Source organism: Pseudomonas sp. NBRC 111123 (genome assembly GCF_001320205.1).
Classification (GTDB): Bacteria; Pseudomonadota; Gammaproteobacteria; order Pseudomonadales; family Pseudomonadaceae; genus Aquipseudomonas; species Aquipseudomonas putida_J.
Genome location: NZ_BCAZ01000046.1, coordinates 1 through 24,290, shown reverse-complemented (window position 1 = coordinate 24,290; position 24,290 = coordinate 1). Strand labels below are relative to the sequence as shown.

23 protein-coding genes, 4 tRNA genes and 2 pseudogenes are annotated in these 24,290 nt (G+C 61.6%); 15 read left to right on the top strand and 14 right to left on the bottom strand.

Annotated features, from left to right (window positions below; all coding sequences use genetic code 11):
* Positions 1–4: 4 nt before the first annotated feature.
* From APH27_RS20450 to APH27_RS20440, 3 genes are all read left to right on the top strand, one after another.
* Positions 5–80, top strand: a tRNA-Lys gene (locus tag APH27_RS20450).
* A gap of 47 nt (positions 81–127) precedes the next feature.
* Positions 128–204, top strand: a tRNA-Pro gene (locus tag APH27_RS20445).
* Between the two features lie 5 nt (positions 205–209).
* Positions 210–285 (top strand) — tRNA-Lys (locus tag APH27_RS20440).
* A gap of 199 nt (positions 286–484) precedes the next feature.
* Here the strand turns inward: APH27_RS20440 and APH27_RS20435 are convergent.
* The 3 genes from APH27_RS20435 to APH27_RS20425 form a co-directional block, all read right to left on the bottom strand.
* Positions 485–1,780: an NAD(P)/FAD-dependent oxidoreductase gene (locus APH27_RS20435; protein WP_027918231.1), complete on the bottom strand. Its 1,296-nt coding sequence runs from the start codon at positions 1,778–1,780 to the stop codon at positions 485–487.
* A gap of 84 nt (positions 1,781–1,864) precedes the next feature.
* A complete protein-coding gene (locus APH27_RS20430) occupies positions 1,865–2,038 on the bottom strand; it encodes a DUF3094 family protein (protein ID WP_003247547.1) in 174 nt (57 codons plus the stop codon).
* Positions 2,039–2,170: 132 nt separating this feature from the next.
* Entirely contained in the window at positions 2,171–2,800 is a 630-nt protein-coding gene (locus tag APH27_RS20425) for a DUF1780 domain-containing protein (RefSeq protein WP_060485758.1), read from the bottom strand.
* A gap of 144 nt (positions 2,801–2,944) precedes the next feature.
* On the opposite strand from APH27_RS20425, the gene APH27_RS20420 reads away from it, so the two are divergent.
* Positions 2,945–3,628, top strand: a complete 684-nt coding sequence (locus tag APH27_RS20420; protein ID WP_060485757.1) for an energy-coupling factor ABC transporter permease — start codon at positions 2,945–2,947, stop codon at positions 3,626–3,628.
* Positions 3,629–3,764: 136 nt separating this feature from the next.
* Here APH27_RS20420 and yacG read toward each other — a convergent pair whose 3' ends face one another.
* From yacG to APH27_RS20400, 4 genes are read right to left on the bottom strand one after another with little or no spacing between them, the layout of a single operon-like run.
* On the bottom strand, positions 3,765–3,965 hold the full coding sequence (yacG, locus tag APH27_RS20415; protein WP_027918234.1) for a DNA gyrase inhibitor YacG: 201 nt from the start codon (positions 3,963–3,965) through the stop codon (positions 3,765–3,767).
* Complete coding sequence (gene coaE, locus APH27_RS20410; RefSeq protein ID WP_027918235.1) at positions 3,962–4,585, bottom strand: dephospho-CoA kinase; 624 nt, start codon at positions 4,583–4,585, stop codon at positions 3,962–3,964. Before coaE ends, yacG begins: the two co-directional genes overlap by 4 nt.
* On the bottom strand, positions 4,585–5,451 hold the full coding sequence (locus tag APH27_RS20405; RefSeq protein ID WP_027918236.1) for an A24 family peptidase: 867 nt from the start codon (positions 5,449–5,451) through the stop codon (positions 4,585–4,587). The genes coaE and APH27_RS20405 overlap by 1 nt, the downstream gene beginning before the upstream one ends.
* A gap of 2 nt (positions 5,452–5,453) precedes the next feature.
* Positions 5,454–6,662, bottom strand: coding sequence for a type II secretion system F family protein (locus APH27_RS20400; RefSeq protein ID WP_060485756.1), 1,209 nt, complete (start codon positions 6,660–6,662; stop codon positions 5,454–5,456).
* A 215-nt stretch (positions 6,663–6,877) separates the two neighbouring features.
* On the opposite strand from APH27_RS20400, the gene APH27_RS20395 reads away from it, so the two are divergent.
* From APH27_RS20395 to APH27_RS26130, 4 genes and pseudogenes are all read left to right on the top strand, one after another.
* Entirely contained in the window at positions 6,878–7,288 is a 411-nt protein-coding gene (locus tag APH27_RS20395; protein WP_060485755.1) for a pilin, read from the top strand.
* Between the two features lie 71 nt (positions 7,289–7,359).
* Positions 7,360–7,435: transfer RNA gene (locus APH27_RS20390), tRNA-Thr, on the top strand.
* A 160-nt stretch (positions 7,436–7,595) separates the two neighbouring features.
* A pseudogene (locus APH27_RS20385) lies at positions 7,596–7,988 on the top strand (integrase arm-type DNA-binding domain-containing protein); the annotation flags it as partial.
* A pseudogene (locus APH27_RS26130) lies at positions 7,982–8,434 on the top strand (transposase); the annotation flags it as partial. The pseudogenes APH27_RS20385 and APH27_RS26130, both read left to right, overlap by 7 nt.
* A gap of 25 nt (positions 8,435–8,459) precedes the next feature.
* On the opposite strand, the gene APH27_RS20380 reads toward APH27_RS26130, so the two are convergent.
* On the bottom strand, positions 8,460–9,206 hold the full coding sequence (locus tag APH27_RS20380; RefSeq protein WP_060485753.1) for an NADPH-dependent F420 reductase: 747 nt from the start codon (positions 9,204–9,206) through the stop codon (positions 8,460–8,462).
* A gap of 101 nt (positions 9,207–9,307) precedes the next feature.
* Between APH27_RS20380 and APH27_RS20375 the strand changes: the two genes are divergently transcribed.
* From APH27_RS20375 to APH27_RS20365, 3 genes are all read left to right on the top strand, one after another.
* Positions 9,308–9,661 carry a helix-turn-helix domain-containing protein gene (locus APH27_RS20375; protein ID WP_060485752.1) on the top strand — a complete coding sequence of 118 codons (354 nt, stop codon included), beginning with the start codon at positions 9,308–9,310 and terminating at the stop codon, positions 9,659–9,661.
* 723 nt (positions 9,662–10,384) lie between these two features.
* Entirely contained in the window at positions 10,385–10,615 is a 231-nt protein-coding gene (locus tag APH27_RS20370; protein ID WP_027918244.1) for a hypothetical protein, read from the top strand.
* A 79-nt stretch (positions 10,616–10,694) separates the two neighbouring features.
* The gene (locus APH27_RS20365; protein WP_256250655.1) at positions 10,695–11,495 is read left to right on the top strand and encodes a class I SAM-dependent methyltransferase; all 801 of its coding nucleotides are present in this window, start codon (positions 10,695–10,697) and stop codon (positions 11,493–11,495) included.
* A 58-nt stretch (positions 11,496–11,553) separates the two neighbouring features.
* Here APH27_RS20365 and APH27_RS20360 read toward each other — a convergent pair whose 3' ends face one another.
* Positions 11,554–11,943, bottom strand: a complete 390-nt coding sequence (locus tag APH27_RS20360) for a tautomerase family protein (protein ID WP_060485750.1) — start codon at positions 11,941–11,943, stop codon at positions 11,554–11,556.
* Between the two features lie 103 nt (positions 11,944–12,046).
* Between APH27_RS20360 and APH27_RS20355 the strand changes: the two genes are divergently transcribed.
* On the top strand, positions 12,047–12,889 hold the full coding sequence (locus tag APH27_RS20355; protein WP_060485749.1) for a LysR family transcriptional regulator: 843 nt from the start codon (positions 12,047–12,049) through the stop codon (positions 12,887–12,889).
* Between the two features lie 87 nt (positions 12,890–12,976).
* Positions 12,977–13,423 (top strand): GFA family protein, encoded by a 447-nt coding sequence (locus APH27_RS20350; protein WP_060485748.1) that lies wholly within the window; start codon positions 12,977–12,979, stop codon positions 13,421–13,423.
* 47 nt (positions 13,424–13,470) lie between these two features.
* Here APH27_RS20350 and APH27_RS20345 read toward each other — a convergent pair whose 3' ends face one another.
* Positions 13,471–14,856, bottom strand: coding sequence for a GntP family permease (locus tag APH27_RS20345; protein WP_027918249.1), 1,386 nt, complete (start codon positions 14,854–14,856; stop codon positions 13,471–13,473).
* Positions 14,857–15,235: 379 nt separating this feature from the next.
* On the opposite strand from APH27_RS20345, the gene APH27_RS20340 reads away from it, so the two are divergent.
* Positions 15,236–16,165: a malate dehydrogenase gene (locus APH27_RS20340; RefSeq protein WP_027918250.1), complete on the top strand. Its 930-nt coding sequence runs from the start codon at positions 15,236–15,238 to the stop codon at positions 16,163–16,165.
* A gap of 99 nt (positions 16,166–16,264) precedes the next feature.
* Here the strand turns inward: APH27_RS20340 and APH27_RS20335 are convergent, their stop codons facing one another.
* The 4 genes from APH27_RS20335 to APH27_RS20320 form a co-directional block, all read right to left on the bottom strand.
* Positions 16,265–17,218: an arsenic resistance protein gene (locus APH27_RS20335; protein ID WP_060485747.1), complete on the bottom strand. Its 954-nt coding sequence runs from the start codon at positions 17,216–17,218 to the stop codon at positions 16,265–16,267.
* Between the two features lie 180 nt (positions 17,219–17,398).
* Positions 17,399–17,992, bottom strand: coding sequence for a hypothetical protein (locus tag APH27_RS20330; RefSeq protein WP_060485746.1), 594 nt, complete (start codon positions 17,990–17,992; stop codon positions 17,399–17,401).
* 147 nt (positions 17,993–18,139) lie between these two features.
* Positions 18,140–19,393 (bottom strand): serine hydroxymethyltransferase, encoded by a 1,254-nt coding sequence (gene glyA / locus APH27_RS20325; RefSeq protein ID WP_027918253.1) that lies wholly within the window; start codon positions 19,391–19,393, stop codon positions 18,140–18,142.
* A gap of 316 nt (positions 19,394–19,709) precedes the next feature.
* Positions 19,710–23,540, bottom strand: a complete 3,831-nt coding sequence (locus APH27_RS20320) for a bifunctional diguanylate cyclase/phosphodiesterase (protein ID WP_060485745.1) — start codon at positions 23,538–23,540, stop codon at positions 19,710–19,712.
* A gap of 260 nt (positions 23,541–23,800) precedes the next feature.
* Here APH27_RS20320 and APH27_RS20315 point away from each other — a divergent pair, with 260 nt between their 5' ends.
* Positions 23,801–24,211: a hypothetical protein gene (locus APH27_RS20315; protein WP_060485744.1), complete on the top strand. Its 411-nt coding sequence runs from the start codon at positions 23,801–23,803 to the stop codon at positions 24,209–24,211.
* The last annotated feature ends 79 nt before the right edge of the window (positions 24,212–24,290 follow it).

Genomic DNA, 24,290 nt, shown 5'->3' with positions numbered 1-24,290 from the left:
TTCCGGGTCGTTAGCTCAGTTGGTAGAGCAGTTGGCTTTTAACCAATTGGTCGTAGGTTCGAATCCTACACGACCCACCATGTAGAAAAGGGCATCTCCAATGAGATGCCCTTTTTTTTGAAAGACCCGGGGTGTAGCGCAGTCCGGTAGCGCGCCTGCTTTGGGAGCAGGATGTCAGGAGTTCGAATCCCCTCACCCCGACCATTTTTGGGTCGTTAGCTCAGTTGGTAGAGCAGTTGGCTTTTAACCAATTGGTCGTAGGTTCGAATCCTACACGACCCACCATGTAAAAAGGGCATCTCGAATGAGATGCCCTTTTTCTTTGCCTCGAAAAACTGCGCCTTCGGTGCAGGCTGCGGGCATCTGATTACAACCACGCCTGTGGGAGTGGGCTTGCCCGCGAAGAAGGCAGCGCGGTGCATGGCACGGGCTTCGCCCGTGTTCGCGGGCAAGCCCGCGCCCACAGGGGAAGCCCTTTGGCCTGTCAGTGCAGTTTCAGGCGCGGCTCAGTGCCCCGACCAATCTTGCTACCCAGCATCATCAAAGCCGTGCGGAAGAACCCATACAGCGCCATCTGGTGCATGCGGTACAGCGACACGTAGAACATCCGCGCCAGCCAGCCCTCCAGCTTCACGCTGCCCATCAGGTTACCCATCAGGTTGCCCACCGCCGAGAAGCGCGACAGCGACACCAGCGAACCGTAGTCCTTGTACTCGTAGGTCGGCAGTGCCTTGTTCTCCAATCGCGCCTTCAGGCTCTGCGCCAGCATCGAAGCCTGCTGGTGCGCGGCCTGTGCCCGTGGCGGCACATTGCGGTCGCTACCTGGCTGCGGGCAGGCAGCGCAGTCACCAAAGGCGAAAATGTTGTCGTCGCGGGTGGTCTGCAGGGTAGGGCGCACCACCAGCTGGTTGATGCGGTTGGTTTCCAGGCCGTCGATATCCTTGAGGAACCCCGGTGCACGGATACCCGCCGCCCACACCTTGAGGCTGGCCTGGATCACTTCACCGTCTTTGGTCTTCAGGCCATCTTCGGTCACTTCACTGACGGCGGCGTTGGTCAGCACCTTGACCCCGAGTTTCTCCAGGGTCTTGTGCACCGGCACGCTGATGCGCTCCGGCAGCGCAGGCAACACGCGCGGGCCAGCCTCGATGATGGTGATGTGCATGTCCTTGGGCTGGATGCGGTCCAGGCCATAGGCCGCCAGTTCGTGGGCCGCGTGGTGCAGCTCTGCCGCCAGCTCCACGCCGGTGGCACCAGCGCCGACGATGGCCACGCTGATCTGCTCGCTGGCCACATCGCCGGCGTGGGCACGCAGGTAGTGGTTCAGCAGCTGCTGGTGGAAGCGCTCGGCCTGCTTGCGGGTGTCGAGGAACAGGCAGTGCTGCGCGGCGCCCAAGGTGCCGAAGTCGTTGGTGTTGGAGCCGACGGCGATCACCAGGGTGTCGTAGCCCAGGGTGCGCGCAGGCAGCAGCTCACGGCCCTCTTCATCCAGGGTAGCGGCCAACTGGATTTGCTTGCCTTCACGGTCCAGGCCGCTCATGCGTCCCAGCTGGAAGTTGAAGTGGTTCCACTTGGCCTGGGCTACGTAGTTCAGTTCGTCTTCCGAGGAGTTCAGCGAGCCGGCGGCCACTTCGTGCAGGAGCGGCTTCCAGATGTGCGTGAGGTTGGCGTCGACCAGGGTGATCTCGGCCTGCTTGCGCTTGCCCAGGCTTTTACCCAGGCGGGTCGCCAGTTCCAGGCCGCCGGCGCCGCCGCCGACAATCACGATGCGATGAGTCATGGGAATATCTCATAAGGTTTACGGAATTCGTGGCCCCAAGGGCCGGCCGCAAACTGCGAGAGAGGAGGGCGAGCGCAAGGCAGCTCATAGCACCAGTCCACTCAGCAGGCGGCTGATGAGACCCAACCCGATGGTCACGGCCAGTACCAGCGCAAGGAGCAGCCAGGGCCGAAATGGCCGGCGCTCGACTTGGTGCTGGGGGGCTCGCAGATACTCATCGACACGACGCTGATCTTCCGGGTTCAGGCGGCTGGTCATGGTGGGCCTCGTCAGGTAGACGTCTGTGACTGCACGAACGCCACAGCGTTCATGCAAGCGCTTCAAACAAATGATAATGCTTTCTATCCCTGGCGCCGAGTTTACGCCATCGCAAAGACTCTCGGCACTGGATCAAAGACTGATGCCCACGTCGAAGACGATGCTGCGCCCCAGGTTGCCACGCAGAAACTCCGGTGCATCGGGGTGGGCGAACAGTACACGGGCAAAGGTCGGCCCGACCAGCGACAGCGAGCGCCAGCCCTGGCGCAGGTACTCGGTGGGCGGCGGGAAGTGGGTGTTGAGGTCCAGCACTTCGCGCTTGAGGCTGGCAAAGGCGATGATGTCCAGCTCGCTCAGGTCCAGCCCGCGCTCGCGGTAGTTGTGCGCCTTCTTGCGCAAGGTCGGCGCCAGGCGCCCCAGCAGCTCGGCGGCGGCGATGCGCCGGGGGCGGGCTTCGCGGCGAACCAGCTGGGCCAGGGAAAACGCACTGCGCCGACGCTGCAGCTCTTCGCGCCATTCGTCGTTGAGGCGGCGGCCTTCGTCGAGCACGAAAAACACTTCAAAGGCGGCATCGCGGAACAGCACATCCGGGGGCTCCTGGCCGGCCGGGGTGAAGTCCTCGCTGCGGTAGGGGATATTCAGCCCCTGCAACAGGCGCTGGCACACCCACCGCTCCCGCTCCCACTTGCGGGCGTTGGATAAAAAGGCATTGGCTTGTTCGGCCTGGATGGTAAGCAGGCGCAGGTAGTCTGAGTCATCCATGGGAACAAGCTTAGCCGCTAATCGATGACGGTAAGATGCTGTTTGTGCGTGGGAATCAGGCCAATGTCGGCCACCGCTGCAGGCGTTGACGAGAATCGATGTAGACTCAGGTTTATCCACAGGCCAGACAGGGGCATTGTTCGGGTGATCAGCGCGCAGGTTTTATCCACAACCAGCCTGGCCATGGGTTGGCTTGGCTACGTGCCGCTGCTGATCTGGGCCGCCAGCCGCACGCGCTGGGTTGAGCTACTGACCGACCGGCGCCGCCAGCACCTGCTGTTTGGCACCGTGTTCTGCCTGTTTGCCCTGTGGCTGGTCAGGCGCGATTTCGATACAGGCGTGTCGTATCACTTCATTGGCATGACGGCGGTTACCTTGTTGCTGGACTGGCCACTGGCAGTGCTCGGTGGCTTCTTCGCCCAGCTCGGCTTGCTGGCGCTGGGGCGGCAGGACTTCGCGGCGCTCGGGGTCAACGGGTTGCTGCTGGTGGGGTTGCCGGTGCTGATCACCGAAGTGTGCGCGATCCTGGTCGAGCGGGCGCAGCCGCGTAACCTGTTCGTCTACATCTTCTGTTCAGGGTTCTTCCCCGCTGCACTGACGGTGCTGATTTGCGTGCCGGTGGCGTTGGGGGTGTTATGGTTGGATGGTCGCTTTGCGATGCCGGAGTGGCTCAGCGATTTTATCGGCTACCTGTGGCTGATGATGTTCCCGGAGGCGTTCATCAACGGCATGGTGATCAGTGCCCTGGTGGTGTTTTGCCCGGAGTGGCTGGAAACATTCAACCGTACGCGGTATCTGCAGGCGCCGTGGAAGGATGATGAGCGCTGAAAGTCGTATTGGCTATGCCGGCCTCTTCGCGGGTAAACCCGCTCCCACAGGGATTTCACCGCTTTCAGATCCTGTGAAGGTCCTGTGGGAGCGGGTTTACCCGCGAAAGGGCCGGCACAGGCAGCCCAAGCGTCCGTCAGTGCCGCGGCTCCAGCTCCCCGGAAAACAGCTCATCCTCGGCATCCGGCGCTACCGGAATCTTGTGCTCCTCCGCCGCCCAGGCCCCCAGGTCGATCAGCTTGCAACGATCGGAACAAAACGGCCGGAACGTGTTTTTCTCGTTCCATTCCACAGGTGCGCCACAGGTCGGGCAATCGACGGTCAATGGCTGGCTCATGGTTGGCCTCCTCGTAAAGTCAGGTAAAAGTGGTGCAGGCGGTCAATCTGCTCATGCAGTGCGGCCAGGTCGCCGTCATTGACCACCACATCGTCGGCATGGCCCAGGCGCTCCTCCCGGCCCAGCTGGGCCTTGAGAATGGCCTGCACCTGCTCGGCACTGGTGTTGTCACGTGCCAGGGTGCGCGCCACCTGCAGCGCTTGCGGCACATCGATGACCAGCACGCGCTGGACCTTCTGGTGCTGGCCCGACTCGATCAGCAGCGGCGACACGTACACCGCATAGGGTGATTCGGCCTTGGCCAGATAACTGAAGATCTCCTGCCCGATCAGCGGGTGCAGCAGTTGTTCCAGCCACTTGCGCTGAGCAGGGTCGGCAAAGATCAGCTGGCGCAAGGCCGCGCGATCAAGCTGGCCATCGCCCAGCAGCACGCCGGGGCCGAAGCGCTCGACGATGCTGGCCAGTGCCGGGCGGCCGGGTTCGACCACCCAGCGCGCCGCCTGATCGGCATCGACCAGGTGCACGCCAAGTTCGACGAAGCGTTCGGCGGCGGCGCTCTTGCCGCTGCCGATGCCGCCGGTCAGCCCGAGAATCCAGGGGGTGAAGGCCTTGGTGGTCATCACATTCCAAACAGTTGCAGGTAGGAGGCGTATATTTCATCACCCCAGAGCACAGCAATCCACCCCGCAATGGCCAGATAAGGGCCAAAGGGTATTGCAGTGCCGACGGACTGCCTGCGCACGCGCAGCAGGCACAGGCCCGCCACCACGCCGATCACCGATGACAGCAGCAAGGTCACCGGCAATACCTGCCAGCCACCCCAGGCCCCGATCAGCGCCAGCAGCTTGAAGTCGCCATAGCCCATGCCTTCCTTGCCAGTGACCAGCTTGAACACCCAGTACACCGACCACAGGCTCAGGTACCCGGCCACTGCGCCCCACAGTGCATCGGGCAATGGCACCACAGTGTCGAAGGCATTGACGACCAGGCCCAGCCACAGCGTCGGCAGCACCAGCACATCGGGCAATAGCTGCTGGTCATGGTCGATCAGGCTCAGCGTCAGCAGGCTCCAGGTCAGCAGCAGCAGTGCCAGGGCCTCGGTGCTTGTGCCGGAATGCCAGGCCACTGCCATCGACAACAGCGCACAGGCCACCTCGACCAGCGGATAACGCGCACTGATCGGCTGCTTGCACGCCGAGCAGCGCCCCCGCAACGCCAGGTAACTGATTACGGGAATGTTCTCCCAGGCGCGGATCGCGTGGTTGCAATGGGGGCAGTGGGAAGCGGGGAGGGACAGGTTGAAGCGCTCGTGCTCGGTGGTCGGCAGGCCCAGCACCTCCTGCGCTTCGCGCTGCCATTGGCGCTCGAGCATGATCGGCAGGCGATGCACCACCACATTGAGGAAGCTGCCCACCAGCAGGCCGAGCACAGCCGCCAAGGGGATGAAGTAGGCCGGCTGTTCGGCCAGCAAAGTCCATGAAGTCATGTTCAGATCAAGCTACCCAACTGGAAGATCGGCAGGTACATCGCCACCACCAGGCCACCGACCAACAGGCCCAGGATCAGCACGATGGCTGGCTCCAGCAGGCAGGTCAACTGGTCCAGCGCCTGGCTGACCCGTTCCTCGTAATGGCTGGCGGACTTCGCCAGCATCTGCTCTAGCGTGCCGCTGGATTCACCAATGGCGGTGAGTTGCACCAACAAGGGCGGAAACAGCGGTTCATTGGCCATCGCCTGATTCAGCGCCTGCCCGTTGGCCATGCCCTGACGCAAGCGCTGCACGGCCTGTTCGTGCAGTTCATCGCCGCAAGCCTTGGCCACGGTGACCAGCGCATCCAGCATCGGCACCCCGGCAGCATAAGACGTGGCCAGGGTGCGGGCGAAGCGCGCCAGGGCCGCCTGGCTCAACAGCCTGCCGAACACAGGAAGGCGCAAAGCCTGTGCAGTCATCCACAGCCGTGCTGGCGCATGCCTCTGATACAGCCGGGTAAAGGCGAATGCCAGGCCAACTGCGGTTATCAACAGCAGCGGCGCATAGCGCCCCAGCCCTGTGGACAAGTTGATCACCCACTGTGTGAAGGCCGGTAGCGCTGCATCGAAACCGGCAAACAGGCTTTCGAAGCGCGGAATCACCTCCAGCAACAAGATCGCCGAAACCCCCAAACCGGTCAGCAACAACAGCAACGGATAGAGCATCGCCTTGCGCACCCTTTTACGCAGTAGCTGGCGTTGCTCCAGCATCCCCGCCAACTGCTCCAGCTGCCGATCGAGCGTGCCGGATTGCTCACCCACGCGGATCAGGTTGCAGTACAACCCATCGAACCACGCCGGGTGGCGCTGCAGCGCATCGGCCAGCCCCAGGCCCGAGGCCACATCCCGTTTCAATTTATCCAGCAAGGCTGCCTGCGCCGCATTGCAGCCACTGCGCCCCATCACCTCGAAGGCCTGCAACAGCGGTACCCCGGCCTTGAGCAAGGTCGCCAGCTGGCGACTGAAACCCGCCGGGTCGGCCTTTTCCCGAGCCTTCGGCATACGCCATTCAAACCCGCCGGCCGCCCGCAGGCTGACCACGCGAATGCCCTGGCGCTGCAAGCCGGCCCGTGCGTAAGCCAGGCTGCGCCCGCTGACCTGGCCGCTGACCTTGGCGCCACTGGCATCAGTGCCGCGCCACGAATAAAGATGCGTCGATGAGTTCATGCAAAGGTCCTTTTGTGCTCATGCGACAAGCCTGGAAACAGCTTGCCGCGTCCATGAGCGGGCGTACGTCCGTGATGCTCACTAGAGTAGTTCAGCGAAGATGACGCCCCGGCGGGCAGGGGTGACAAAAGGTGTCTGTTCAGGCCTACTGCGCCGCTGCCAGCTGGGGGCGAGCCTGACCTCCACGAGTACACGTATCAAAAAGGAAATCGTTCATGAAAGGGCAACGCGGTATCACCCTGATCGAACTGATGATCGTCGTCGCGATCATCGGCATTCTGGCGACCATCGCCATCCCGATGTACACCAACCACCAGTCCCGCACCAAGGCTGCGGCCGGGCTGCTGGAAATCAGCGCGCTGAAGACGGCGATGGAACTGCGCTTGAATGAAGGCAAGGACGTGACCAATGTGGCCGAGCTGGGCGGCCAGCCCGCCACGGCGAACTGTGCGATTGCGGTCAGCAGCAAGGCGGCTGACGGGGCTGGTTCGATCGAGTGCACCCTGGTGGATGCACCGGCCAATGCGGTGGGCAAGCGCCTTACCCTGACCCGCTCGGCTACCGGCTGGAGCTGCACGACCGACATCGAGGAAGACCTCGCGCCGAAGGGCTGCAAAGCGTCCTGAGACGAGGGGGAATAAGGCTGGGGAAACAGGGGTTTACGCAGCGGGTGCGGCAGTGGTACGTTGCGCTACACGCCGGTGTAGCTCAGTCGGTAGAGCAGCGCACTCGTAACGCGAAGGTCGCAGGTTCGATTCCTGTCTCCGGCACCAGTTCAGGTTCCAGCGAAGGCCACCAAAATCTCTGGAACCCCCGTAAGACCCGCCTTCTGGCGGGTTTTTTCGTTATGACGTTCCTTCGGAATCCGACAGCTGTCAGCCGATTTAGGGGTAACGTTTGGGATAAAGTAGATTCGACAAAGGGGTTTACCTTTTGGCTCGTACTACTGCTCCCCTTACTGACACCGCATGCCGCTCGGCAAAGCCTACTGACCGCCCATACAAGCTTTTCGATTGGGACGGTCTTTACCTCCTCGTTTACCCCAATGGCCGCAAAGGCTGGCGCTTCAGGTATGTGAAACTGGATGGGCGCGAGGGGCTGACCTCGTTTGACAACTCTCCCGTTATCGGTCTCGTAGATGCTCGGCAGAAGCGTCTGGAGACCAAGCGGATACTGGCTGAAGGCATTGATCCGATTGCGTCCAGGCAGCAGGCCAATGTCGAGGCGGTTGTCAGAGGCCACACATTCGAGCGCGTTGCATTGGGCTGGCATAAGGAAATGTCTGTGAAGTGGGCGCCTGGCCATTCGAGGACCGTGCTGAGTCGAGCGATGAAGACCGCAGGCGATTGCGCCAAGAAATAGCGGTTCCCATCGCAGCGAAGCTACATGAGTGGAAGCTGGCCCAGCGTGAGCTTGTGCCAGAAGGCTCTGGTACGGCCAACGCTTTGGACTACAGTTTGAAACGATGGGTAGCGCTAACGCGCTACCTGAATGATGGTGCCGTGCCCATCGACAAAAAACCGGTCGAAAACACGATCAGGCCATGGGCGCTTGGGCGCTCCAATTGGTTGTCTGCTGGGGCTCTTCGCAGCGGTAAACGAGCGGCAGCGATTATGAGCTTGATCCAGTCGACGCGCATGAATGGGCACAATCCGTATGCCTATCTCAAAGATGTGCTGACTCGGCTGCGGGCACAGCGGGGAAGTGAGATTGGAATGTTGTTACCCCAATGCTGGACTCATTCACCGTCTCAAGCGATCAGTCATTCTTGAGCTTGCTCCATGCTCAGCAAAAACCTTAGTCGAGTGGATTGAATGATCGATTCATGGCTACCACGTCGCCATGGGTCGGGTTCGGCCCGAGCCACTTGAAATGCTCAGGCAATTGATCTCGTTTAGCGGCTGCCTGCCCCCTGATAGCTGCTGATAAAGCCCTGCGCATAGTCTCAGCATCGTAATCACAGCAATAGCCTGGTGTAGACGGCTGTTGCCTCCAGGACTCCTCAAGCGAGCCTGCGTCAACCGGATCGAAGCCTACCTGATCTACCAGAGCCATCACTGTTTCTTTGGCTTTCTCATCATCCCCCGCTACCGCCGCTGCCAAACGACCGGGTGTACCGTCCGGTACGCCCAACTCTGCCAATGTGTAGGCGAGCACATTGTTGAATGCCTTGATTACCGGTCGCCCAATCTGCTTCGTCACCCAAACGCTTTCCGTCATCCCTTGATCAATTTCAGCAATGCGGGGGTCACGCAAACCAGGGTAGTAGTTGCTGGTATCCACAACAGGGATGCTGTCGGGTACGGAGGTAAATAGATCAGGAGGGAGTGCGCTCAATGCTGGCAGAGGTATCGACAGCACTATCACATCCGCGCCGTCCACTGCGCCCCGAATGTCTACAGGCTCTGCTCCGATTTCTTCGGCGAATGCACGAACGCCGTTGACACCTCCAGAATTTGCCACGCGAATCTCATGGCCAGCAGCTCTTAACTTACGAGCAATGGTGCCGCCGATGTTGCCCGTTCCAATGATGCCGATTTTCATGGTTAAGCCTCAGTAATCGTTTGCTTGCACCGATTCTAGGCGGCTGTTGTAATAATGGTAAGTACCCACCAAAAGGTGGGTAGCACACCTTCGAGAAAGAAATGGAACGGGATTGGGATTGCGGCGATCCGCAAAATCGGTTGAATTGGGCCGAAGCAACGACTGAGACGCTTCGTGTGCTGGAAGGGAAATGGAAAATCATCATCTTGTGCCAGCTTTTCGCAGCCAAAGGTGCGCTTCGTTTCTCGGATCTAGAGAAGCTGATCGAGGGAATAAATCAGAAGATGTTGATTCAACAGCTAAAGCAGTTAGAAAAGGATGGCATCGTGCTGCGCACGGTCTACCCGCAAGTGCCACCCCGGGTGGAGTACCAGCTCACTCAGATCGGCCATGCACTCGGGCCGTCAATCCAGGCATTGATCGAGTGGGCCGAGATGCGGCGCGATCACAATTGATTGCGGTCGAAAATCCGCCGCTCAGTACGCTCTACTCCTAAAAATAGCTTTCGAGACGGGTTTGTCGGACGCTTACGTCTGCCGCAAGTCAGGGCTTTTTCACGATGGTTCGCCATCTGGAAATAGGTTGAGGATAATTTTAGGGATAATGAGTTCCTGAAGAACAATACCCATTGAATTCAATCTCTTTCGTGTTGATACGACTCCTGTCTCCGCTACATATCAAGGCTTGCAACAATGCAGGCCTTTTTTGTTTCTCATCGCCAGTAGATCAAATTTTTCCTACGGAACGCGTAGAGCCTTTGTTCCGCTCGAAGGCTTGCGAATACAGCCTCAGAGGGATAAATTGCCCCAGTCGCGGCCAATTCCGTGACCGGGTTTGGCGACCCGTACGAAAAGGCGCAACGGCGCCCCGACCACGATTGCAGGCGCTTTTTTTGCGTCCGCAGTTTCGTGTAATGGCGGCTGTGCGTGGGAGACCTTCGGGTCTGCCGAGTTCCTTTTCCTCGGTTCGCCAACCTGCGTACAGCTGCCACCCTAACCGTTTGGCGACGGTCAGCGTGGTGCTTCAACCGAAAAGGACCTCATGCATGCTCATCCGAAGTCTATCCAGGATCCTCGCATCCGCTCTCCGCCGCTGCCCCGCGCCGGCCCCCAAACCTCACCGCTTCTACCCGATCTGCAACCTGGCGCGCCCCACTTCCCCATCAAGGCAGGTGCCCCATGACTGACCAGGAACGCCTATCCACCATCCAAAGCTACGCCTGGACCCTGGAACTGCTCGGCGAAGCCTTGGTCCAGCACGATGAAGTGCTGGAGTGCGAACACAACCCTCAGCTGAGCTTCCGCAACACCGCAGGTATTCACCAGGCGATCCGGATCATCAGCCGGCTGGCCAGTGAGCAATGCGGGAAGATGATCGATCCCAACGAACTTAGTCACCTGGTCGACTAATGAAAGCAACGATGTCGCCAGCCTACGGCTGGCGCAGCTGCTAATGTCAGAACCTCAGCGAACAAAGACGAGGTTCAAGATGGTTTCGCACAAGGATGTCATCACCAGCAACCGTGACGCCTGGAATGCCTCCGCCGACCACCACCGGCGCAGCGCCGAGTGGGCTCGGCTTACCGACGCCGTGGCGGACAAAGGCTTTTCTTGCCTGGATTCGACCCTGACTGAACAGTTGCAACAGGTAGGCGTAACAGGCAAGTCAGTTATCCAGTTGGGCTGCAACAATGGCCGCGAGGTGCTATCGCTGTTTGCCCTTGGCGCACTGGAAGTGGTGGGTGTCGATCAGTCTTCGGCGTTTCTCAAGCAAGCGCAGGAGCTGGCCGAGCGCTCCCAGTATTCGCCTGAATTCGTCGAGGCCGACATTCACGCGCTGCCGACCATGCTCAACGCGCGCTTCGATGTCGCCCTGATCACCATCGGTGTTGTGAACTGGATGCCCGACCTTGGTCTGTTCTTCAGCCACGTTGCCAGGACGCTGAAACCCGGCGGGACGCTGGTGATTTACGAGACGCACCCGGTTCTGGAAATGCTCGATCCCGAAGCCAGCGACCCGTGGCGCATCAGTGGTTCCTACTTTCAGACCGAGCCGGTGGTCGAAACGGGTGCGATTGTTTACGAGGGCAGGGGCGAGGCGACCGGGCAGCGGTCTTACTGGCATATCCACCGGCTGGGCGATCTGCTCATGGGGGTGTTGGGCGCGGGGTTGAGGCTGTGCGCATTCAACGAATACGCGCATTCCAATCGGGAAGATCTGTACGACGTCTACACCCAGGGCGTGGTGCAGGTACCCATGTGTTATGCCCTGGTAGCAGAAAAACTGTGAGGCAGCAGATGGGCAGCAGGGTGTTCAGGGGCGTTGTGAATCGCCCCTGATTCCTCTTTCAGCCCCATAGCTTTGCAGCTTGCGGCACCCCGCCATAGCCATACGCCGTAGCGCGCACGTCTATGATGTGGACGTTCGAATGAGGGTGCACATTCCCGATGCGTCCCGAGAGCAAATCATAGGCTTCACGCTGATACTGCCGTTTCTGCTCCACAGTTGTCGTTTCGTCGGTGATCGTGACCTCCAGGCGAAAGCTGTTTCGCCCTAAGCTCTCGAGCGATTCGCTGTCGATAAACCACAAACCAGCATCGACGAACCGAACGATCACCATCGTTTGTGATGGTTGCTTGTCCAGAACACGTGCAGTCAGTTCAGTAAGTTCATGGCTGAGGTCGGACGCCAGCGCAGCATTCGGCGCGCCGGACAAGGTCAGGGTGATACCAGGCATTTGAGTCATCCTCGTCAGTGAATGTGCCTGTAACTTAGCCTTTGAACATGTTCCTAAAAAGCGGGAAAATCAGTGCTCATCTTCCTGTTTATCCGGAATCTGTATGTACCACCTCGACCTTGCCCAGCTCCACGTCTACTTGGCGGTCTGTGACGCAGGCAGTATCTCTGCAGCCGCTCCGGCCCTGTTTCGCTCAACCTCCGCCATCAGCGAACAGCTGCGCAAGCTGGAAAATGCCATCGGTGTCGAGTTGCTCATTCGAGGCAAGCAAGGCGTTCGCCCCACCCCTGCGGGTGAGCGTCTTGTGCGCCATGCGCGGCAGCTCCTTACCCTGGGAGAGCGGGCGCTGTCGGATGTAAGAGGCGAACAATTCGAAGGGGAGATACGGCTGGCGATCACCGATTACTTCCGCCCCGACGACATTGCTGGCCTACTGAAAAAACTACGTGAATGGCATCCCCGGCTGCGACTTCATGTTGTTATGAAAAAGAGCCTGGAAATTGATCAGGCAAGTGACTACCTGGACATTGGCTTGGCCATGCGTTTTAACGAGCGCGTGTCCACAGCCAACACCTTTGAGGTGAGGCAGGAACCACTGCAATGGGTAGCCGCTGCAGGCTGGGTTCCAGAGCCCGGCCAGCCGCTGCCACTGCTCGCGATCAGCGGGTGCGGATTGTCGGAATACAGCTGCCAGGTGTTGGAGCGCGCCGGGGTGGAATACGAGATCGTTTATTCGACTTCAGGTGTGGCGGGGCTGCAATCGGCGTTGCGGGCAGGGCTTGGAATAGCCTGCCTTAACGCGAGTGCCGTACCGCATGGCGTGGAGCCTTACCGGGCTGGCATGCCGGTGTTGGCGCAAGCCAGGTTCTTGTTGCTTGCGCCGCGTAAGGGGGAGTCTGCGCTAGTGGAAAATGTGCGGCGATTGTTGCAGGGTTATCTCGCATAGGGTTCGGGACGAGGCACTGATCGTTTCATTACCTTTTGGCCTTGCCCCGTGAGTATCCAGGTTGGCTTCTCAGACTAGAGAAACGCTATGACTGATGAAAAAAGCGATGATCGCCCTGTTTACCAAGCAGCCTGCCATTGCGGAACAGTGCGCTTTTCACTGCGCTTGACCGACGGCCTGCGTACAGCACGAAGGTGCAACTGCTCGCTCTGCCGCATGCGGGGTGCCGTGGCTGTATCAGCCAACCTGAACGACATCACTGTCACCCAAGGCCAAGAAGCGCTCACCCTTTATCAATTCAACACACACGAAGCCAAGCACTACTTCTGCTCGAAGTGCGGCATCTACACCTTCCACCAGCGTCGTTCTGCGCCGGATCAGTACGGGGTGAACGTGGCCTGTATTGAGGGCATGAGCCCCTTTGACTTCCCAGAGGTGCCGGTCAGTGACGGGCGGAATCATCCTAAAGACCGCGTAGGTGGCGGGGGAGGGGTTGCAGGATGGCTGCGATACGAAAGCAACCGGCACCCCTGAACCCTGCGCCATTGGCTCAGTGTGCCGGCCTCTTGTCCCGACACGGCTCAGCTCACCGTGATCGCCGCATTCAACACCAACACCACGATCAACCCGACCACAGCCACGATGGACTGCACCACCGAGATGGTCTTGGTCGCTTCGCCCATGGTCATGCCGAAGGACTCCTTCACCATCCAGAAGCCTGCATGGTTGGCGTAGTTGAAGAACAGCGAACCGCAACCGATGGACAAGGCCAGCAATGGCAGGTTGAGGCTAGGGTCTGCACCGGCAAGCGGCGCCAGCAGACCGGCAGCCCCGACGATACCCACCGTGGCGGAACCGGTAGACACCGAGAGCAACATCGCGATCAGCCACCCCAGCAGCAATGGCGGGAAGGCCGACTGCTGGGTGAGGTGCACGATGGCATCGCCCACCTTGGCGCTGGTCAGCATTTCCTGAAAGGCTCCGCCGCCGGCGATGATCATGATGATCGAGGCGATAGGCTTGAGGCTTTTGCCCAGCGCATCGCGCAGCTGTTCGGCGTCGCCTCCGCGCGCCAGCACCAGGCTCGCACCGGCGAACAGCACGCCCAGCAGCATGGCAATCAGCGGGTTGCCCAAGAAGCTGGCCATTTCCAGAACCGCATTGCCCTTGGGCAGCACCATCTCGGCGACGGCGTGCACCAGCATCAGGATCGCCGGTAGCAACGCGGCCAGCATGCCGATCAGCACGCCGGGGCGGGGTTGATTACCGGCTTTTTCAGTCAGGGTGAACTGGTCCAGCAACGCCTGGTCGGGCCGCGTGCTCATGCGCGGCGCAATGAACAGGCCATACAGCGGGCCGCCCAGGATCATGGCCGGGATAGCCGCAAGGAAGCCATAGAGCATGGTGGGCCCGACCGAGGTCTTGAGCACGGCGATGGCGGTCAACGGGCCTGGGTGCGGCGGTACCATGCCGTGCATGGCGGCAAGCGCCGCAATCACCGGCACACCGACATACACGTACGCCGAGCCCTTGAAGCGAGCCTGGCCTTCCAGCTTGCGCGCCACACTGAAGATCAACGGCAGCATGATCACCAGGCCTACCTCGAAGAACATCGGAATGCCGATGACAAAGGCAACCAGCATCATGGCCCACGGGATCATGCGGTCTGACGTGCGCTTGAGGATGACATCCGCGACCTGTTCAGTGACGCCAGCGTCAGCCAGGATTTTGCCCAGCATCGCGCCAAGTGCGATCACCACCCCGACCGCACCCAGCGTCTTGCCGGCGCCAGTGAGCAGGTGGGAGACGATGCTACCGGGCTCCATGTGGGTCGCAAAGCCCACGCCAATGGACACCACCAGCAAGGCCAGCAGCGGGTGCATCTTGAGACGGGACACGATCAACGCTACCAGCACCAGAACACTGACCAGTGCGGTCAGCAACAGCTGTAGATCTAAAGGAGTCATTCAGGGAATCTCGGTTGGGCTGGCGCGCTAGCGGCACTCAGGCATTGCAGGCATGACAGGGGATTCTGCGGGCAGTAGCGAGCCGTTATCGGTCGCGGGCAGCTGGCCGACTGGATGCGCAAACGTCGAACTTCGGAGGAATGGGGTTGGCGGACGGCGGTGTGACGCCGGGCAAACGCCTAAGGCTGGGCAGTGCGGTCATGAAGCGATTCACCTTGTTATTTGGTCATCTATATGAATCTTTACAAAGTATTTCCGGGACGGTGGGAGGCTGTCAATAGCATGCGGTCGCATCACATGGTCTTTTCGCCTTGGCAGGCAATACTTCTCTGTATACGCAGGCGTGCTCCTGGTGGCGCGCGCCGCTGGGAGGTGTCAGGTGAACAAGCTATCAATCGTAGGTGCCGGGATCGTGGGCGAGGCGGCGGCGCAGATCATCGCCCGGGATGAGTTGTGCCGTGAGCTGGTGTTGATGGATGTGCAGGGTGAGCTGGCGCAGGGCAAGGCGCTGGACGTCTGGCAGGCGGCGGTCGAATCAGGTTCTGATACCCGGGTTGTCGGCGGGGCCAAGGCCGACATGCTGCAGGGCTCTGACCTGGTGGTGATCACTGCGGGTGTGCCGCGCAAGCCTGGCCAGTCGCGTCAGGATGTGCTGAGCATCAACCTGCCAATTCTCGACGGCATCATGCAGGACATCAACAATCATGCGCCTGCAGCGACGGTGCTGGTGGTGTCGAACCCGGTCGATGTGTTGACCTATCGCGCCTGCTCGCTCAGCAAGCTGGGGCGCAGCAGGGTATTCGGCCAGGCCGGCGTGCTGGATACCGCGCGCATGAAGTGCTTCATTGCCGAGCAGACGGGGTTTTCGGCCCGGGATATCACGGCGCTGGTGCTGGGCGGGCATGGCGACAGCATGGTGCCGCTGATGCGTTACTGCCAGATCGGGTCGGTGCCGCTGTCGCACTTCCTGTCCGATGAGCAGATCGAGCGGATCGTCGAACGCACACGCAAAGGTGGCGGCGAGATTCTGGGCTTGAAGAAGGTCGGCAGTGCTTGCGATGCACCGGGTGTGGCCATTGCGCAGATGGTGGATGCGATCGCCAATGGGCGTAACCGCATTCTGCCGGCGGTTGCGATTCTTGAAGGGGAATACGGTCGCACCGATATCGCCATGGGCGTTCCCTGCGTGCTGGCCGAGGAGGGGATTACCAGGGTGATCGAGGTGCCGCTGGATGCCCAGGAGCAGGCGATGTTTGATCGCTCTGCCGATCAGGTGGTGAGGGATATTGCGGAGATGAAAGCGCTTTAAACCGGGAGAAGTGGCATCAGCTGGCGAGATATTGGGGCTGCTTTGCAGCCCTCTCGCGACGCAAGGGCGCTCCCACAGTGATCGCGTGATTGCCTATCGTCATCTTATGAGGGCTGGGATGGCTCGGACGTAAATCAACTCGCTGAGCAATTCCACCAGCGTTTGGGTGATTACCGCAGCTGCCGCCAGCCCGCGCAGGTCCTCGGGCAACGCCAGCGCCAGCGGCAATACCACCAGCGAGTTTCGCGTCGCGGCGCTGAAGGTCACGGAGCGTGCCTCGGCCACGGGCAGGCGCATCAGCCGCGCCGAGACAAACCCGAGTAATGGCGCCAGCAGCATGAAGCCGACATACACCGGAATCACTGGCAGCAACCGATCAAAATCCCGCAGCACCACGGCAATCTGCGAAGCGATCACCGCTATCAGCACCAGTGCCATGGCCGGCACTGGCATCCATGCCCAGGCGTCGTTCCAGGCCGACACTGCGCGGAAGCGGCGGGCGCCGGCGCTGGTGAGCACGGCAAGGATCATTGGCAGCACGATCAGCAGCACGAAGGCTTCCACGAACGGGGCGATGCGGATGGTTACGCCGCTGCTGTCGCCAAGCATCAGTGCCAGGTACACCGGCAGCAGCACCAGCTGCACCAGCAACAGCACGGGCGTGGCGGCGAGGGTCAGGCGCGAGTCGCCTTTGCCGATGTGGGTGAACACCACCACGTAGTCGATGCACGGCGTAAGCAGCACCAGCAGGGCGCCGATGAGGATCGCCGGGTGGTCGGCCAGGCCGCGGGTGAGGGCCCACACCAGCAAGGGCACGAGGATGAAGTTGGCGAGCAGCAGCGCGGCCATGAAGCGGCGGTTGCCCAAGCCTTGGCGCAGGTCGAGGAAGGGGATTTGCAGGAACATCGCGTACATCAGGATGGCGATGGCGGGGGTGACCAGGGTTTGCAGGTGTTGCGCAGTGTCGCTGGCCAGCATGCCGAAGGCCAGGGCTGCGAGAACGGCAGCGAAGTAGATGGGGATCTGTTGGGTTTCGAGTTGCTCTCTGGTCAAAGCCGGGCCTGTGTTTGTTTGCGCTTGGGGTGGCACAGGTTAATACGTGACGGCCAGGGCTGCATGATCTGAATGAACCTGAAGAGACCCAGGTTCACCCGCGTGCACCGCGTCGCCTGCTTCGCGGGTGAACCCGCCCCCACAAGGGTTGGGTCAGTACCGAGGAGGTGAGCAAACACATCAGTCAGGCTTGAGCCAATCGACACCGCGCTCTTGAATGATCAGGCTCAAGGTCCCTTGGCGCGCTGCCGGATAGCACGCCAGAAAGCCGCCTACCGGGTACAGGTTGTGGATCTCCACGGGGTGCCCCTGAGCATTGCTCAGCTGAACTTCTCGCCGGCCATCCTCAAGCTGAGTCAGGTCGAACGCCACACCCGTCTGTGCATCGGTCAGCTTCCACAGGCTTGGGTCTTTTGCCTTGATCGGCTGCACGTTTACCAGGCCATCGCCGGTGGTGAACACCCCTTGGCCCGAATGGGGGCCGCTGCGCAGGTAGATGCGGTAGCCCGCTTCGGTGTGGCGAAAATACAGCAGCAAGGCTGCGGGTTGGGCGGCCTGCTCGAATGTGATCAATCCGATTTCCTGGCCGTGACGCCAGTCTGATTCGTTGCCATTCAGCATGCCGAGGGTCGTGGCCCCCTCAACGGCATATCCCGGCGCCTGGTGAGGGCTTACCAGCGATACGGGCCCGGTGGTCATGTCGCCCAGAACATTGACCGGCGCTTCAGCGACTTGCAAGGTGGCGGTGAAGGACAGTGCTACGTGGTCAGCCATCGCTGGCCTCCTGCTCGTTTTCCAAAAGAGGCGGCAGGTTAGGCGGCCGGGTTCGCTCAGCCCATCCGGAAGCGGTTCCGCTGCTGGGCGACAGGCATGAAAAAGCCCGGCACAAGGCCGGGCTTTTTGACATCAGGCTTTCGCCAATCAGTTGCCGTAGACCGGCAGCTTCTTGCAGATGGCCTTGACTTTCTCACGTACGGCGTCGATCACCGCTTCGTTGTTCAGGTCAGCCAGGATGTCGCAGATCCAGCCGGCCAGTTCGCGGCACTCGGTTTCCTTGAAACCACGGGTGGTGACGGCTGGGGTGCCGAAACGCAGGCCCGAGGTGACGAACGGGGAACGTGGGTCGTTCGGTACCGAGTTCTTGTTGACGGTGATGAAGGCTTTGCCCAGGGCAGCGTCAGCATCTTTGCCGGAGATTTCCTGCTTGATCAGCGACAGCAGGAACAGGTGGTTCTGGGTGCCGCCGGAAACGACGTCGAAACCACGCTCGATGAACACTTCGGCCATGGCCTGGGCGTTCTTCACGACCTGCTGCTGGTAAGCCTTGAACTCAGGCTGCAGTGCTTCCTTGAAGCAGATGGCCTTGGCGGCGATCACGTGCTCCAGCGGGCCGCCCTGGGCGCCTGGGAAGACGGCGGAGTTCAGCTTCTTCTCGATGTCGGCGTTGGCACGCGCCAGGATCAGGCCACCACGTGGACCGCGCAGGGTCTTGTGGGTGGTGGTGGTGACGACGTCGGCGAATGGCACCGGGTTCGGGTACACGCCAGCGGCAACCAGGCCAGCAACGTGGGCCATGTCGACGAACAGGTAGGCACCGACCTTGTCGGCGATGGCGCGGAAGCGGGCGAAGTCCAGGACCTGCGAGTAAGCCGAGAAGCCGGCAACGATCATCTTCGGCTTGTGCTCGACCGCCAGGCGCTCGACTTCGTCGTAGTCGATCAGGCCGTTACCGTCGATGCCGTACTGGATGGCGTTGTACAGCTTGCCCGACGAGCTTACCGAAGCGCCGTGGGTCAGGTGGCCACCGTGGGCCAGGCTCATGCCCAGGATGGTGTCACCGGCCGACAGCAGGGCCAGGTAGACCGCGGCGTTGGCTTGCGAGCCAGCGTGCGGCTGGACGTTGGCGTAGTCGGCGCCGAACAGTTCCTTGGCACGGTCGATGGCCAGCTGCTCGACCACGTCGACGTACTCGCAGCCACCGTAGTAGCGCTTGCCTGGGTAGCCTTCGGCGTACTTGTTGGTCAGGACCGAGCCCTGGGCTTCCATGACTGCCGGGCTGGTGTAGTTTTCCGAAGCGATCAGCTCGATATGCTCTTCCTGGCGCAGGGCTTCTTGCTGCATGGCTTCGAAGAGCTCGGCGTCGTACTTGGCAATGGTCAAATCACGGCTGAACATGGCGGTCCTCAAGGATCGGGGTAATTTGGGGGGGCATTCTAACCGATTGATCCACGCCTGGCATATGAACTGGCATCAAGTCGCGGACCAATGGGGCTCATGTTGCATCCCGCGCCGTGTCTGGGCTGGCTGGGGATTGAAGTTGACTCTAAGGTCCGCTTTTGCGGGTGCAAACCCCAGGCCTGGCGCAGCCATTGTAGGAGCGGCCTTGTGTCGCGAAAGGCCTGCGCAGCAGCCCCGGCAATATGTGCAGCGCTGCTGATAGCCTGGGGCCGCGCTGCGGCCCTTTCGCGACCCAAGGCCGCTCCTACAACGGTCACTGGAACATGAACAGGGTTTCGTTGGCGAACTGCGCCTCGAACTGGTTGGCCGGCATCGGCCGCCCGAACAGGTAGCCCTGCACCTCGTCACAGCCATGTTCGCGCAGGAACTCCAGTTGCTCATGGGTCTCCACGCCCTCGGCGATCACCGCCAGGTTAAGGCTGTGCGCCATGGCGATGATCGCCCGGGCAATCTGCGCGTCCTGCTCACCTTCGGGCAGGCCGTCGACGAAGGTGCGGTCGATCTTCAGCACGTCGATCGGGAACTGCTTGAGGTAGTTCAGCGACGAATAACCGGTGCCGAAGTCGTCGACCGCGATGCTCAGGCCGAGGTTCTTCAGGCTGGCCAGAATCTGCAGCGCCTCGTTGACCTCGCGCATCAGGATGCTCTCGGTCAGCTCCAGCTCCAGGCACGCCGGCGGCAGGCCGGTTTCTTCAAGGATGGTGGCGATCCGCGTGCCCAGCTGGCCGTCGGAGAACTGCCGCGCCGAGATGTTCACCGACACCTTCGGGACGCGTACCTTGTTCTTGTGCCAGACCTTGAGCTGGCGGCTGGCCTCGCGCAGCACCCAGTCGCCGACATCCACCACCAGGCCCAGTTCTTCGATCACCGGGATGAAGTCTCCCGGCGGCACCAGGCCGCGGGTCGGGTGGCGCCAGCGCAGCAGCGCTTCGGCACCGGTCAGGCGCTTGCCGTCACCGCTGAACTGCGGCTGGTAGTAGAGGATGAACTCGTTCTGTTCCAGCGCGTGGCGCAGGTCGCTCTCCAGTTCCAGGCGCTCCAGGGCGCTGGCGTTCATTTCGGTCTGGTAGAACTGGAAGTTGTTCTTGCCGCGCTCCTTGGCGTGGTACATGGCGGTGTCGGCGTTCTTCATCAGCTGGCTCAGCTCGTTGCCGTCTTGCGGGCTGAGGGCGATGCCGACACTGGCCGTGACGAAGAACTCGCGGCCTTCCAGCACGAACGGCCGCACCAGGCTGCCAAGAATGTTCTCGGCCACGTGGATGGCGCGGTTCAGGGCCATCTCGCGGGTGGCGCGGGGCTGCAGCAGCAAGGTGAATTCGTCGCCGCCCATGCGCGCCACGGTGTCGTCATCGTCGACGCAGGCCAGCAGGCGCAGGGCCATGTCCTTGAGCATGCGGTCGCCCGCGGCGTGGCCGAGGGAGTCGTTGATCGGTTTGAAACGGTCGAGGTCGAGGAACATCAGCACCACCCACGACTTCTGCCGCTCGGCCTGCTGCAGTGCGGTATGCAGGCGGTCCTGGAACAGCGTGCGGTTGGGCAGGTGAGTCAGGGCGTCGTAGTAGGCCAGGCGGTGGATGCGCTGTTCGCTGGCCTTGCGCTCGCTGATGTCGGTGAAGAAGCACACATAGCTGGCCAGGTCGCCTTCGTCGTCGAGTACTGCGGTAATGCCGACCCAGGCCGGGTAACGGTCGCCGTCGCGGCGCTTGAGCCACACTTCGCCTTCCCAGCTGCCGCGCTGGTGCAGTTGCTTGAGCACATAGCGCAGGTGGCTTTCCTGCTGGTCCTCGACCACCAGCATGGCCGGCAGCTGGTCGAGCACGTCGCTGACCGCGTAGCCACTGACCCGGCTGAATGCTTCGTTGGCCTGCACGATGTAGCCGGCCGGGTCGGTGATGAGGATCGCCGACGTGGAGTGTTCGAAAACCGTCGCGGCCATGCGCAGGTCTTTTTCCGCTCGGCGTTGCTGGCTGATGTCGCGGCCCACGCCGAGCACGCCCTCGAAGCGTTGCTGGTCGTCCCACACCAGCACCAGGCGCAATTCGATGGGGATCTTGCGGCCATCGGCGCGCAGGCAGTCGAACAGGAACAGTTGCGTCGGCAGCTGGCTGCGCAGTTGTGCCAGTTGCTCGCTGTCGCCCATGGCCTTGCTGACCCGCTCCATCAGGCTGTAGATGCCGGTCAGTTGGGAGGGGTTGGCGATGATCGACTGCCAGCCGTTGTCGAAGATCCAGTCGGCCTGGTAGCCCAGCACGGCCTGTACCGAGGGGCTGAGGTAGTTGAGTTGCAGGTGGCTGTCGGTGGAGAAGATCACGTCGCTGATGCTTTCGGCGAGCATGCGGTAGCGCTGCTCGCTGTCGCGCAACGACTGGCTGGCCTCGATCTGCACGGTGACATCCTTGCCCACGCCGATGATGCGTGTGACCAGGCCACCTTCGTCACGGGTCAGCACCTGCTCGCGGATTTCGTAGCAGCGCCAGCCGCCGTCGCGGTGGCGGAAGCGCAGCTGAGTGTGCAGCGACTGGGCGTGAGCACTGTCACGCTGTTGCTGGCGCAACGCCTGATAGTGCGCGGCGTCTTCGGGGTGCAGCAGCAGTTCCCAGAAGCGGTCGCCCATCTGTGCAAGCTCGGTGCGGTCGTAGCCGAGCGTCTGGCCGAGGTGGCGGTTGCTGAAGATCATCCGCTGGCTGTGCACGTCCTGCACGTACAGCTGGTCGGGCACGGTACGCACCACGTCGGACCAGAAGCTTTCGCGCTCCAGCAGCGACAACTCCACCTGCTTGCGGCTGGTGATGTCGCTGATGCTGAGGATCACCGCCTGGTAGTCGCGACGCTGTTGCGGCAGGCGTGCCATCAGCCACAGGTGCAGTTCGCCACCCAACGGGGCAGGCAGGCGCACTTCCAGTTCCAGCGACGGGCGTTGTTCGATCAAGGCGTCGATCAGTTGCATGCCGATGCTGTCGCGGCCCGCGCCGCTGCCGTCGATCAGCCGCTGCCAGGCCCCTTCGTGGCACTCGACGTTGAGCAGTTGGCGCGCCACCTGGTTGATCTCGGTGATCTTCAGTTCCAGCAGCAGCGAGCGGCGCAGGTTAGGGTCCAGCGCCAGGCTCTGCTTGAGCCCGGCCAGGTTGCGCAGGTGATAGCGGTCGAGCTGGCCGGGCAGGCTCGACAGGTCGAGCACGCACAACGCCACGCCCGTGCCTTCGAAGATTTCCTGGTAGCGCCGGCGGTCTTCCTGCAAGGCGCGCTGGCGGCGGCGCATGTTGATCAGTGCCAGCACTGGCAGCAGGGCGCAGAACAGCGCCAGCAGGCACTTGCCGATCAGTGCCGGCAGCAGTTTCTGCTGGGCCAGGCCTGCGTCGAACAGGCCACGCAATTGCCAGGCGCTGTTGTCGATGAACGCGAGCATCACGCTTTGCAGCGGTTCACCGCTGGTCTGTACCGGGGCGTGGCGCTCCAGCACCTCGCCGCTGCGGCTGTTTTCCAGCAGCCAGAGTGGGTGCCCGGGGCCGTCCAGGTGCACGGTGAGCGCCTGGTAATAGTCAGGGGACAGGCGCAGCAGCCAGTATCCACGGTCCTGTTCGGCCGCTTGACGCAACAGCAGGTAGACGGTGCGGTTGTCCGCCGCGTTGGCGAAGTAGTAGTTTCGGCCTTGGTTCAGCCCGACCAGTTCGTCAATCAGCTGGCGGTCGGGGCTGCCGGCCAGGCTGTCGCTGCGCAGTTGCCCGGCATGGTCCAGCCACGCCACGTCGCGCAAGGCGGGCAGGCGTTCGCGCAGTGTGGCCAGCAGGCTCGGCAGGGCGGCGGGCGTCGGTGCTTTGACGTAGGGCTGGACGACATTCAGGGCCTGCTGGGCCTTGAGCGCCATGTTCAGGCTCAGGTGGTCGGCCAGTTCGGCACTGGCGTCCAGGTTCATCTGGCGCTGGTCGGCCTGGGTGTGGCGGAACTGCGAGAACAGTTGCCACAGCAGCAAACCCAGCAGGATCAGGGCCAGCAGGGCCAGCGCACCTTTGACCGAACCACGCAGCGAAGCGACTGGGGCCGTCGAAGCGGGGCGCAGCAGAGTCGGATGATTGAGATTGGTCAAGCGTTGGTCCTGCTATTGGGCTGGCGATGGCAGGGTGGGAACATGCACGGTGTATGCCGGTATCTGCACAAGCCTTGACCGCGGCGGCGCACTATAAAGCCGGACATCTGAACGGGCTAGCATGCCTGTGATTATGGCAATGTGCCAGCCCTGTTGTCCGGCACCGATGGTCGTGGTGCGGCCGGCCCGTTCGGCAAGACCTTGCATCCTGTGCGAGAATGCCGCCCGCTTCAATGACAACGCATCGGAGATGTTCGGTTTTGGTTACTCACTTTTCCACCAATGGCCTCGATTCCGCCTGTGGGCGCAGCAGTCAGACCCTTGTCAGCACTGCCGTGACCGCGGACGTATCCTGCAAATCGTGCCAGCGCTCGCTGGTCAAACCAGACGCGGCTGCGGCCTCGAAAAACAAGACGCCATCGCTGGCTGAACTGCGCAAGACCGCCAAGGGGGCGGTGCCGGCGGTAGAAGCAGCGCCAGCGGCCGTTGCCGCCAAGCCGGCAAGCAAGGTGGTGAGCACGCCTGCTGCAGCCAAGCCTGCCAAGGTTGCCGAGCAGCCGGCCCGCAGTGGTGGTTTCAGCGTCAAGGCCGCTTATGCCGCGCGCCTGGCCGAGCAGAGCGACCGTTGCCGGCTGCCGCGGGGCAAGGCTGGTAAGCAGCGCCACGTCTGAGCCATTTCAGGCTGCTGTGCCGGCCCTTTCGCGGCTAAAGCCGCTCCCACAGGTACTGCACAAGGCTTCAATCCTGTGC